Source organism: Bacteroides salyersiae (genome assembly GCF_031172035.1).
Lineage (GTDB): Bacteria > Bacteroidota > Bacteroidia > Bacteroidales > Bacteroidaceae > Bacteroides > Bacteroides salyersiae.
Genome location: NZ_CP133452.1, coordinates 302,911 through 316,531, shown reverse-complemented (window position 1 = coordinate 316,531; position 13,621 = coordinate 302,911). Strand labels below are relative to the sequence as shown.

The 13,621-nt window shown below is 40.8% G+C and carries 4 protein-coding genes; all 4 read left to right on the top strand.

Going from position 1 to position 13,621, the window contains the following annotated elements; genetic code table 11:
- Positions 1-22 precede the first annotated feature (22 nt).
- The 4 genes from RB604_RS01300 (at position 23) to RB604_RS01285 (ending at position 13,603) form a co-directional block, all read left to right on the top strand.
- Positions 23-4,564: a glycoside hydrolase family 2 TIM barrel-domain containing protein gene (locus RB604_RS01300; RefSeq protein WP_244881821.1), complete on the top strand. Its 4,542-nt coding sequence runs from the start codon at positions 23-25 to the stop codon at positions 4,562-4,564.
- A gap of 67 nt (positions 4,565-4,631) precedes the next feature.
- Positions 4,632-8,075: a DUF4886 domain-containing protein gene (locus tag RB604_RS01295; protein WP_259327178.1), complete on the top strand. Its 3,444-nt coding sequence runs from the start codon at positions 4,632-4,634 to the stop codon at positions 8,073-8,075.
- A gap of 70 nt (positions 8,076-8,145) precedes the next feature.
- Positions 8,146-9,468 carry a M26 family metallopeptidase gene (locus tag RB604_RS01290; RefSeq protein WP_229103627.1) on the top strand — a complete coding sequence of 441 codons (1,323 nt, stop codon included), beginning with the start codon at positions 8,146-8,148 and terminating at the stop codon, positions 9,466-9,468.
- A gap of 82 nt (positions 9,469-9,550) precedes the next feature.
- Positions 9,551-13,603, top strand: coding sequence for a glycoside hydrolase family 3 C-terminal domain-containing protein (locus tag RB604_RS01285; protein ID WP_055295345.1), 4,053 nt, complete (start codon positions 9,551-9,553; stop codon positions 13,601-13,603).
- The last annotated feature ends 18 nt before the right edge of the window (positions 13,604-13,621 follow it).

The following is a 13,621-nucleotide window of genomic DNA, read 5'->3' as shown; positions in this document are numbered from 1 at the left end:
TCATAGTTGTAAATCAAATATCATGAAAAAACATTTTATGGGTATGGTGATGGGAGTAATGCTTTTATTTTCTCTTCCCCTTATGGCTCAAACAGGTAAAGAGTGGGACGATGTGACCGTGACCCAAGTAAACAGGGAAGTAGCGCATACGCTTTCTATTCCTTATGGCAGTGAATCGGACATAGAGAATAATTTAATGGAAGCGTCTCCCTATTTCCTGTCATTGAACGGAGTCTGGAAGTTTAAATGGGTTCCGGATCCTTCCCAAAAACCTATTGATTTTTACGTTCCTTCCTATGATGTAAGTGGTTGGGATGACATAGAGGTTCCTTCTGTGTGGCAGATGTACGGGATTCGTCATAATAAGCCTTGGGACAAACCTCTCTATGTCAATACTGGTTATCCTTTTACTTACGATCCTGTAACTTATAGTGTGATGTCCGACCGTCCTTCTGATTGGACTTATAACAACCTTATGAAGAATCCTGTGGGTAGCTATCGCCGTGAGTTTGTTTTACCTTCCGGTTGGAGTGAGAGGACTGTCTATGTTCGTTTCAATGGTGTCGGACATGGATATTATTTGTGGGTTAACGGCCAGTATGTGGGTTATTCGGAAGACTCTTATCTTCCTTCTGAATTTGATATCACCCCTTATCTTCAGTCAGGGAAAAATGTGATTGCTGCACAAGTATATCGTTTTACCAGTGGCTCTTTTTTGGAATGTCAGGACTATTGGCGTTTCACAGGTATCCACCGCGATGTCTTCCTATGGTCAGCACCTAAGACTCAGATTCGCGATTATTTTTTCACAACGGATTTGGATGATACATATATGGATGCAAGGGCACGTGTTGAAATAGATTTGAGCGGTCCTGAATTGTCTCAAGGAAAGTTGGACGTCAGAATTATGGATAAGGGCCAGATTGTGGCGGAGATGATCAAGCCGGTTTCTTCAATCCACAAGTATGTATTATATATGGATGTAACCAACCCGAAAAAGTGGAATGCCGAGACTCCTTATTTGTACGATTTGGTTTTGACGTTGAAGGACGGCACCAAGACAGTCGATATCCGTGGCGGTAAAGTGGGATTCCGCGAAGTCGGTATCCGTAAAGACGGTGCTTTATTGATCAACGGGCAGCGGATGGTATTTCATGGTGTGAACCGGCATGACCATAGCGAGATCAATGGTCGTACGGTCTCCAGGGAAGAAATGGAAAATGATATTCGTCTGATGAAGAGGCTGAATATCAATGCAGTCCGCACTTCCCATTATCCTAATAATCCATATTTTTATGAGTTGTGCGATAAATATGGAATTTATGTATTGGCGGAGGCCAATGTGGAGTGCCATGGTAATATGGGTCTTTCCCATGTGGAACAGTTTAAGAAACCGATGGTCGAACGTTCCGAGAACCATGTGAAATGGTTACGGAATCATGTCTCTATTTTTATGTGGTCCTATGGCAATGAATCCGGAAACGGTACAAATTTCGAATCTGTGGAAAAGGCGATTAAGAGCTTGGATAATACTCGTTTGACTCATTACGAGGGTAATAGTCAGTGGAGTGATGTAACCAGTACGATGTATGCCGATTATGACCATATAAAGAATATAGGTGTAGAGCGGGAGAATCAATATAAGAGTGGTCAGACTCCCCGGCCGCATATTCAGTGTGAAAGTAGTCACGCTATGGGAAATTCTATGGGCAATGTCCGTGATTTGTTTGATTTGTATGAGCATTATCCGGCCTTGACAGGTGAGTTTATCTGGGACTGGAAAGATCAGGGTTTGAAAATGGATGTTCCGGGTAAAATTGGGGAAAGCTATTGGGCCTATGGTGGAGATTTTGGTGACAAACCGAATGACGGTAATTTCTGCACAAACGGGGTTGTTTTTTCAGATTATTCGATTTCTGCGAAATCATATAATACGAAGAAGATTTATCAGCCTGTTGACTTCTCATTAAAGGAAGACAATAAGACTTTTGTCTTGAAAAATAAGTTGGCTTTTAGCTTTATCGATTATTTGAATATTGCTTATTCGGTCTTGGAAGATGGCAAAGTGATTAAAACGGGAACAATCGGTGATATGGCCATTCCTGCCGGTGGAACGATGGAAGTGGTTATCGATGCTCTTCCCGTGGATATAAGGGAGGATGCCGACTATTTTATCCGTTTCAGTGCCACTCAAAAATCAGCTACTTGGTGGGCAGAAGCGGGCTATGAGGTTGCTTCCGAACAGATTCAATTAAGAAATGCCCGGAAATCTCCTTACCGTGTGCCAGAGAAAGGAAATCTGACCGTAGAACGGACAGCGAAGGCCATAACGGTGACGGGTTCCTGTTTTAAAGCAATCTTTTCCGTAACTGAAGGTACCTTGGAAAGTTATGTTTTGAATGGTAAGTCAATCATTTGTGAGCCTCTGAAATTGAATGTATTTCGCGTACCTACTGATAATGATAAGACCCATTCTGCAGATTGGGATAATATGGGTTTGAGAAATTTGAAGGTGAAGGCCGGCACATGGGATGTGAAAGAGTCTGTGTCCAAAAATTTGGTTGATTTGAGCGTTACAAATGTGTATACTGCTACACTCCCTTATTCTTTTACGACCCAGTTTTCCTTTAAAGTAATGGATGACGGTACTATTTTCGTCAGCTCGGTGATCGACCCGGCTATAAAAAATGTCATTCTCCCCAAAATCGGTTATGTATTGGAGATGCCTGAAGGTTTTGAAAACTTTACATGGTTTGGACGTGGTCCATGGGATAGTTATGCGGACCGTAAGGAAGCTTGCTTTGAAGGTGTATACAACAGTACTGTTGCCGAACAATGGACCGGCTATGTTTTACCACAGGAGATGGGCAATAAGGAGGAGGTTCGCTGGATGGGTATTACGGATACTGCCGGTACGGGTGCCTTGTTTATCGCTCCGGAGAAGATGTCTGTTTCAGTAGCTCACTGGCGTGCAAGCGATATGTATGTCAATCGTGACAATCGAGTGAAACATCCTTATCAGATGAGTTTCAGAAAGAATACCGTCGTTTGTCTGGATGCCCGGAATCGTGCACTGGGAAATGCCAGTTGTGGACCGGATGTGAGAGAAATGTATGAATTGAAAGCCGAGAATACTATTTTCAATTTTATAATTTCTCCTATAACCGAGAAGAGTAGTAATGACCGGCTCTCGGAGCAGGGCAGAATCTCGAGTCCGGTTTGTTCTCCTGTAAAAATAGAGAAAGATACTAAAGGAAATGTTGTTTTGTCAACAACAACCGAAGGTGCCACTATTTATTATAGTGTAGATGATACGGAATTCCAACAGTACAAAGAACCAGTAAATATGGCTCAGGGTGGAACAATCAGAGCTTATTGCAATCGGGTTGGATATTTTGAGAGTATGTTGACTTCTATGGATATTAATCTTTTTGTTGATAAGTCCTTGTGGAAAATCGTTGGTTGTTCCAGCCAGCAAGGAGGAAGTGAAAAAGTTGAGAATGCGATTGACGGTGATGAATCTACGATCTGGCATACCCAATATGGGAACAGTGAGCCGGCACATCCTCATGAGATTGTGGTAGATATGGGACAGACTTACCGAGTGGATGAGTTCGTCTATCAGGGAAGGAAGGACGGTTCTAACGGCCGTATAAAAGAATATGAAATTTATTTTAGTAATAGTCCGGTTGTATGGGGATCTCCATCTGCTACAGGGCTATTTTCCGATACGCCCGATCCTCAGCATGTAAAGATCATTTCTAATCCATCTGCACGTTATTTTAAATTGATAGCTAAATCCGAAATAAATAATAAGGCGTGGACTGCTGTTGCCGAGCTGGGAATTGAAGCGTCTGCTATTGTTACTCCGATAGGAGAAGCCTGTGATAATTTACTTTCAGACCAAAAATATTATATAAAGGATATTGCTTCCGGATTGTACTTACAGTGGAAACACGATATTGGCAGTAATTATGAAGGAGAATTCTGTATTAATCCTTTAGATCGCAACAATGAAACTTTCGTGTTCACTTTTTCTAAAGTAGACGGTTTTACTTCTTTTTATAATCTTCGAGTTGGTAGTAAATATATGAATAAAGGTGAAGGCGGTTGGAGGTGTGGTATTGGTATGGTAACCGATAATAAAGACGGGTGGATACAGTTGGAGACACAGGATGATTGTACATTTAAAATGCGTGGAATGTGGCAAATATCTAAATATTTCAATTTTGATAACCATACGGAAGGTTCATATATTTATTCTGATAAATCGGACGGTGCACTTCTGAAGTTAGAAAAATTCGGTGAAGTTAGCATTATTCCGGTGACTGATATTCCCGGAATTTCTGTTTATCCGGCTATTTCCAATGGTGAGATTGCCGTATGTACTCCGGGTAAAGCGGTAATAAAAGTGATGAATGTGGGTGGTTACATATTGGCTGACTATCAATCGGAAGGCAAGCTTACGATTGGGATGAATTATACTGATGGAGTGTATCTGGTCGGGGTGGAAACAGAGAACATTCCTCGGATGGCTACCTATAAAGTTATGCTATGTAGATAAATATTTGTTAATCCTATTTATTAATTAAATCGAATCGGAAAATGAGAAAATTACTCTTTTTTTTATTATGTTAGTTTTATCTTTACCCGGTCAGGGGAAAGATATACGTATTTTAGCTATTGGTAATAGCTTTTCGGAGGACGCTATCGAACAGTATCTATATGAACTGGCTCTTGAAGGTGGTGATAACTTGATTATCGGGAATGCTTATCGGGGTGGCCAAGGGTTAGAATCCCATTGGAATGTGGTTGTTAATAATGATGCGGCTTTTGAGTATCGGAAGGTAGTTGATGGAAAAAAAACGAATAATACCAATAGAACCCTCGAAGCGTGTGTGAAAGATGAACCATGGGATTATATAACCTTTCAACAAGTAAGTCAAGATTCGGGAAGACCAGAAACGTATGAACCTTATTTAGGCAATTTACTGGATTATGTGAAAGGGATTGTTACTAATAATAATGTGAAATTCGGATTACATCAGACATGGGCTTATGCAAAGAATTCTACTCATGGTGGGTTTGCTAACTATGGTAATAATCAGCAGACGATGTACCAGGCAATCGTGGATGCTGTAAATCAGGCAAAAAAGAATCATAGTGAAATTAGTTTTATAGTTCCTTCCGGTACGGCTATTCAGAATGGTCGTACAAGTTTTATAGGGGATAACTTCAATCGTGACGGATATCATCTTGATTACGGGATGGGACGTTATACTGCGGCCTGTACATGGCTTGAAATTATAACCGGACAGAGTGCTGTGGGGAAAACTTATAAGCCCTCGGCTGTAAACGATGTTGTGGCTATGGTTGCTCAACAGGCTGCTCATGCGGCTGTAGAATCACCTGATAAGGTGACATCATTAGAGAATATAGGTTATGAGGGCGATAATACAGTGGTGCCTGTAAAACCGGTTAATGTGAATTTTGGATCAGTCAGCGAATCTGCATTGTGGAATAATATTTCTTCTTCCAGTAAATCTGTTTTCGGTTTAAAAGATATGGATGGAAACGATACCCAGATCGTAACGATATTGGACGATGAATTTAACGGAACTAATGGAGAAGGGGTCCAACAAACGACTACCGTGCTTGATATGCCTGCAGATGTAGCCAAAAGTTGCTGGTGGGGATACGCCGAAGGGAATTTTGAAAACAAGCCTCAGCAGCCTACCGGTGGATTTATATTTTTTCATTTAAATAAAAATCTTGTGTATGATTTCTGTATTTTCGGTTCTCGTAAAGGAGCTACCGATAATCGGGAAACTACCTACACATTAACAGGGGAGAATACCCGAATCGGTTATCTGAACACTGCCGGAAACGGAACGGAAACCGTTACTATTAAAGGCGTACGTCCTACTGCAAACGGAGAAATCAGGCTGACTGTCAGTCCTGGTGAAAATAACAATCATAAAAATAAATTTTATTATATCAATGCTTTGCAGATAGTAGCTAAAGAACCGGGAAGTGAAGTATTGGTTGATGAAATTTCGGATGTTCGTGATTTATTGAAAATGGATCCGGATATTAATTATGTGTTGACTGCTGATATTGATCTTACCGGAGTGGTGTTGGACGAATGTGTATTAGATAGCTATTACGGTACATTAGATGGACAAGGACATATTATTTACGGATTGACTATCGATAAGAGTGATTCCGGAGAACTTGGCCTGTTCAGGCACCTTAGGGGCGCTACTATCAAGAATTTAGGTATCGAAAGAGCTTCTATTTTAGGTAATAGTAATATTGGTGCTTTGGCTGGACAGAGCCATGGTGCAGTTATCGAGAATTGTTATGTTGCTAATAGCAGTATATCAGGTCGTGATCATGTCGGTGCTTTGATCGGACAGATGGAAGGTAATGAAGGAGTGGGTAGCCAGATTAATAATTGTTATGCAGCTGCCAATGTTTATTCTCGCGAGTTCCAGGCCGGTGGTCTTGTCGGTACATCTGCTGCAGGGGCCGGAAGTATTCGGAATTCTTATTTTTCCGGACGGGTAGAAGTTGTAAATCAGCGTATTGGAGGAATTTTGGGGTTACAGGATAGTGATGACGTACTTACAATTGAAAATTGTGTCAATTTGGCCGCTCAGTTGCAATGTGATCAGATTTATCGTATAGCCAGTACACGTGACGGTAAATCTGTATTGAATAATAATTATGCTTTGAATACGTTGCCTGCACCAAATGGTAATGATGCCCAGAAAGGAATTGATGTTACTGCTGAGAGGGTTAAACAAGAAGTATTTTATTCGGAAGACTTGAAGTGGAATTTTGATGATGGTTCTTGGAAATGGATAGACGGACTTTATCCGGTTTTGGCATGGCAGAAGGAGGCTGAAACGACTACTTCTCTGATTTATTTGAGTCAGTCTATACCAGTTTTGTCTTTAAGAAAGGGAAGTAGCATCGATCTGAGCCAATATTATGCTTCCGGACATGGAGGTATTTTATCATATTCATGTGCAAATAGTAAAGTGAAGCTGGATGGAAGTATTATATCTGTAACAGAAGACGTTGAGATAACCGATCTGGAAACTGTTACCGTATCTGTTTCTGTGTCTGGTTTTAAAGCTGCGGAGATTAGTATTTCCATTATACCGGACATCATACCGGTTGCTACGGCAGAAGATTTTATTTCAAGAATAACTGCTGCAACAGATGGCAGTTTCAAATTGGCAGCCGATCTGGACTTTGCAAATGTTTCATTTAATGGTATTGAAAACTTCTCAGGAAAACTGGATGGTGACGGACATATTATAAAGAATCTGAATATTCAACGTGCCGGAGAAGGGAAATTAGGCTTATTCCTGTCGACTATCGGTGCTGAGATAAAAAATTTGGGTATTGAAAATTCTGTGATCGGTACTAAAGAAAACAAGCACATCGGTAGTTTTATCGGCGAAATGAATGGTGGTAATATTGATGGATGTTATGTCGGTAATAGCCGTATTGTTGGCAAAGATCATGTTGGAGCGTTAGTTGGTCAGTTGAATTCCGGAGCTTTAATGAGCAATTGTTATTCAACAGCATATGTACAAACTACAGGCTGGCAGGCTGGTGGTTTGGTTGGATCTATAAACAACGCTACTATTGATAAAAGTTATTTTTCCGGTGTCGTTGTGGGCAACTGGAATAGGACAGGCGGTATTGTAGGTTTGAAAAATGGTGGAGATGAAACCGGTAATTCTGTGAAGAACAGTGTGAATCTGGCTTCTTATATATTAGGTGCCGATTCTCCCAAACGGGTTGTAGGAGATGGAGGAATAAAAGTGGAGAATAGTTATTCTTTGCTTTCTACCCGCATTGGTAAGAATGTGGTAGAAGCTGTTACGATTATCAGTGAAGATGTAATCGGGCAGGATGGAGCTGACATTTCCTTGCAACAGGCTCGAACTGCTTCTTTCTATGCCGAGACATTAAAATGGGATATGGAAAGCACGTGGATTATTCCATTGGATGGTGAGTCTTATCCTGTTTTGAAATGGCAGTTAGAGAGAGAGTAAAATTCAGACAGGGCTTTATGTCGGGATAGAAGTTCAGCCGGCTCAGATTACAGAAAGATTATATCTCTCAATGGATAGTTATGTCTTACCACAGTTTATTTCAACGAATGGTCTCACACTGTCATTATTGTCGGATAATACGAAAGTTGTTACTATTGAAGAACAAACGTTGACTCCTGTTGCTATCGGCTCATCTGTTGTAGCAATGGAAACAGTGAAAGGGATTGACGATCGGTTTGAAATTACTCCGGTAACCTATATTTGTAAAGTGATTCCTGCGGAGGGAGTTGTTGAAATAACGACAGCGGACGATTTGTTGACTATCGATAATTTCCCTACCCGTGATTATGTATTGACAAATGACATTGATTTGGCAAATACTACTTTTAATGGTTTATGTTCTGAAGAGAATCCGTTTACAGGTACATTTGACGGTAACGGCTATATAATAAAAGGGTGGAATTTTAATGATTCGAATGTCGGAACGATGGGATTATTCAAAAGAATGGACGGTGCTGTGATTAAGAATCTCGGTATGACCGGTGTTGCTATTGTCGGTGGTGATAATACAGGTGCATTGGTGGGTATTGCAGATGGAGGAAAGATAGAACGCTGCTATGTCAGCAACAGTAACATTGAAGGAGGAGACCGTGTTTCGGCAATTGCTGCCCGTGTTTCGGCTGGTGTGATAATCGAAAACTGTTACGCAGCTCAATGTACAATTAAAGCAAGGACTCATCAGGCCGGTGGTATCTCTGCTGCTTCCTTTGATGGTGGTGCGACTATTAGCAACTGTTATTTTGATGGAACTATTACGAGCCAGTTCGGTCATGTAGGTGCTATACTCGGATTAATAGACCGTGACGGTGAGATTACAATTCAGAATTGCTTGAATTTGGCAACCTCTATTGCAGGCGGGCATCGTTTCCGCATTGGAAATTGGGGAAATAGAGCATCGATGGCTCATTTTATTAACAATTATTCTATTGGTACTACAGTTTCAGTCGGTGGTGGTTGGGAAAGTACGGATGACCGTAATGGGACGGATCTTTTCGATGATGCCGATGCTAAATCTTTAGAATTCTATAAAGAAACGCTTGGATGGGATTTTGACAAAATTTGGAAAATAGCAGAAAGTGAGGGTTATCCTGTGTTTAGGACTAAAGATGACCCGGTAGGTATGGTTACCGAAAAAACTTTAGAAAATATTGCTGTTTATTCTATAAGTGGTGGTATCGAAATGATTGCTTCACAAGCGGTTCAAATAAATATTTATGCTATTGACGGCCGTCTGGTACGTTCTGTTATGCTGAATGAAGGACGTAATTCGATAACAGGAATCGCTCCCGGTCTGTACCTTGTAAATAGAACCAAGGTAATTGTGACGGACTAACTAACTTACATATTTGATACTTTTATTAGATCCGGGTGGATGTGGCCATCCGTCCGGATCTTTTATTTAATATTGTAATATTATGAATACATTATTACAGAGAATTCCTCTTTTATCGGTGTTGTTTTGGGGGATTGCAACCCAGGCGGCACAACTTCCTATTATCTTGGAGGCCGAAGATGCAAAATTATTTGGTGAGCTAAAAGTTGAACAAGTTTCCGGTTTTTCCGGAAATAAGTATGTTCATGATTTTCATATAAATTCCGATTCCTATTATTTGTATGAGAATATAGAAGTGGACCAAGCCGGGACGTATGAGTTAAAAGCATTTACTACAGGTACAGCTCGTCCTTTTTATATTAAAGTAAATGATTATGAACGAATCGTTTTACGTACAAGCGACTCTCCAGATTGGAATGCACCTCCTACATCGGTTTCTTCTGCATATATCTATTTGGATGCCGGTACTAATGTCATAAAAATGGGTACCGAATTTGAAAATGGCCCCAATATTGATAAATTTGAAATTCATGCTACCTCTGTGAAAATAGAGAAGCCTCGTAAAGTTACAGTTGCTTTTCCGTATGATTTTACGGATGAGGCTGAGATTATGGCAGAGCATTCAAATGCTACTTTGGCTTTTCTGACAGATAATAATGAAAATACTTTTTATGAAGTATCGGGAATTACTGAAACAACAATAACGGTAGATTGTAAAGAAGATAAGGTACTTACGGGTATGCTGCTCTATGCTGGTAGAGGGGTGGACGTAACTAAATGGAAAGTAGAATATTCAAAGGACGGTCAGACATGGAGACAGTTTAGGCCTGCCTCTACTCGGATGATAGGGATGGGAGATATGGCACTGTTTACATACAACCGTGTTGTAACAAGCAGCACCTATAGTGCGCGTTATTATCGACTTACAGCTACCGGAACTGATAACATACGGATTGCTGAATGGCAATTGTTTGGTTACGCTTTTGATACAGCGGGTAAGAAACCTTATTTCCCTGCAGATGTGACAGAAGGGCTGAATTTGGAAAAGCAGATTTCCGGTTATCCGGAAGGGGGGACAAATGAAGGGATTATGCAATTGTTTGATAAACAATTGACAACAAAATATTGTGCATTGGGTACGAGTTTTTACGTGCAGTGTGTGTTGGATAAAGCTTATCGTTTTAATTCTTATACGGTGACGTCTGCCAATGATGCTTCTGAGCGTGATCCTAAATTATGGAGTTTAAGTGGTTATAATCCAGAAGAAGGATGGATTGAATTAGATGAACGGAGAGATTTTAATTTTCCTGGGCGATACACCACTATGAAATTTCAGATAGATTCGGAAAAGGAGTTCACTGCTTTTCTGTTGGAAGTTTCGAGCGTACATGCCGGTGACCGGGTGCAATTGGCTAATTTACAGGTTTTCGGTGAACCGACGGGTGGTCCTGCTGTAGCTCCGGAAGTACCGTCAACACCTTCTACAGATCCGCGGGAGCGTGCTTCCGAATTAGTCCGTTTGATGACAAAAGGTGAAAAATTATCGTATGTAGGTGGTGTTGACTGGATGTATACGAAAGCTATTCCCCGTCTGGGCATTCCTCAAATGAAGATGTCTGATGGCCCTCAAGGAGTAGGTACTTGGGGAAATTCGACGGCTTATCCTTGTGGTATTTGTTTGGCATCTACTTGGAATGAGGATTTGGCGCATTCATATGGAGAGGCTTTGGCGCTTGATTGCCGTTCACGAGGGGTGAATATATTGTTGGGACCGGCAGTTAATATTCATCGTGCTCCTATGTGTGGACGTAATTTTGAATATATGGGTGAAGATCCGTACCTGACCTCCCGTACGGCAGTAGGATATATCAATGGGCTACAGGCAAATGGGGTAATGGCTGTTATCAAACATTTTACGGCTAACTTTCAAGAATATGACCGGAACTATATAAGTTCGGATATTGATGAGCGGACATTAAATGAAATATATTTTCCTGCTTTTAAAGCTGCGGTGCAGGAAGCCAAAGTAGGAAGTGTGATGAGTAGTTATAATCTTTTGAACGGTACGTGGACTACGCATCACCCTTGGTTGCTTCGTACCGTATTGCGTGATCAATGGGGATTTGACGGTATTCTGATGTCCGATTGGGGATCTACTCATTATTGCTTACCTGCTGCTCAGGGCGGATTGGATCTGGAAATGGCAGGTGGTGAGAAAATGAATCCTGACAGTTTGCGCTATTTCATCAACCGGGGTGATTTGGATATGAATGTGATTGATGAAAAAGTACAACATATACTTCAAACGATGATAAAATTCGGATTTATGGATAATGAACAACTGGATTCCAGTATTCCCGAAGATAATCCGGCTTCTGTAAAGACAGCTTTGGATGTGGCCCGTGAAGGTATGGTCCTTTTAAAAAACGAAGAGAACCTTTTGCCCTTAAAAGCAGATAAAATAAAAAAGGTAGCCGTTGTCGGTCAGAATGCTTTGCGTTATCTCACCGGAGGTGGTAGCGGGCGAGTTACACCTATCCATTACGTGAGTTTTTATGAAGGTATTAAAGCAGTCGGTGCACAGAAAGGTGTTGAGGTGAAATATATAGATGAATATGATCATTTGGATGATGATGTATATGTGGCATCCGGTTCTGATGAACACGGTTTTAACGGAGAGTACTTCAATAATACTGATTTGTCAGGTGCTCCGATTGCTACGAAAGTGGATGCCAATATAAACTTTAATTTCCAGAACGGTACGGGAGTCGAGGGAATTGGTACTTCTAATTATAGTGTACGTTGGACAGCAGAATTGCGACCAATGGAAGACGGAGAATATGTTTTCCATCTTGGTGGTGATGATGGTTTTCGGTTATATATTGATGATAAAAAGGTTATTGATGATTGGAATCCCGGTCAAGAAAGATATAAGACTTACGAGATGAGGTTGTCTGCAGGCAAAACCTATGCAGTCAAAATAGAATATTATCAGGGGACGGGTGCCGCTATTATTGATTTTTATTGGACGAAAGTGGGCGCAGATGATTACTTTCAAGCAAGTTTGAATGATGTAGACGTGGTAATTGCATGTTTTGGACATGACTCTGGCAGTGAAGCAGAAGGCGGGGATCGTACTTTTGCTTTACCTTCTAAACAAAAAGAGTTGATCACGAAAGTCATATCGAAGACTACCACTCCTATTGTCGGTGTGGTTACTGCCGGTGGTAATGTGGAAATGCAATCTTGGATACGGCATTTGGATGGGTTGTTATGGGCATGGTATCCTGGGCAGGAAGGTGGAACGGCTTTGGGAGAGATTTTATTCGGTGACATAAATCCGTCAGGAAAATTACCTGTGACATTTGAAAAGCGCTGGGCTGATAATCCGACTTATAATAGCTATTATGATTCGGATAATGACAAACATGTAGAGTTTACCGAGGGTATATTTATGGGGTATCGCGGGTATGATAAATCCGGAAAAACGGTACAATATCCTTTTGGGTATGGGCTCTCCTATACGACATTTAATCTGTCACAGATGACTGTAGAGCCTGCAATAGGTGCCGATGCTATTTTGAAAGTAATATGTGAACTAAAAAATACAGGGGATGTTGCCGGCGCACAAGTGGTGCAATTATATGTAGGTAAAAAAGGGGAGAGTAAGGTAGAACGTCCTTTGAAGGAGTTAAAGGCTTTCAAAAAGGTATACTTGAAACCGGGTGAATCGCAGAAAGTAGAATTCTCTTTATCGGAGGATGCTTTTTCTTACTATGATGTGGATCAAGTTTCTTTCGTTGTAGACGAAGGTAGTTATGATATAAGCGTAGGCTTTTCTGCAGATGAATTGCTATTGAAAGAAGAAGTAGTGATAAAGAAGTCTACAGGTCTCCAATCGGATATTTTCGTTGATAAGACTTACTTACTTCCTACTGTAGTGGAAGCAGGTGAGTCTGTGAACATCAGTTTTGGCATTGTTGCCAAGGCCGATGTGTACAATACTTCGGGAGTATTAAAGGCCAATCTTTACAATACGGATCGTATTCCTACTACAGGTTTAACACAAGGAATGTATGTTGTCCACATGTGTGTTAATGATAAAAAGATAAATGGAAAATTTATTGTAAAGTGATATTGGCATCGGATGAGT

What these genes read in the sequence shown, in the direction of transcription:
- RB604_RS01300 (WP_244881821.1), top strand. Translation starts at nt 23, where the DNA reads ATGAAAAAACATTTTATGGGTATGGTGATGGGAGTAATGCTTTTATTT.
- RB604_RS01295 (WP_259327178.1), top strand. Translation starts at nt 4,632, where the DNA reads ATGTTAGTTTTATCTTTACCCGGTCAGGGGAAAGATATACGTATTTTA.
- RB604_RS01290 (WP_229103627.1), top strand. Translation starts at nt 8,146, where the DNA reads ATGGATAGTTATGTCTTACCACAGTTTATTTCAACGAATGGTCTCACA.
- RB604_RS01285 (WP_055295345.1), top strand. Translation starts at nt 9,551, where the DNA reads ATGAATACATTATTACAGAGAATTCCTCTTTTATCGGTGTTGTTTTGG.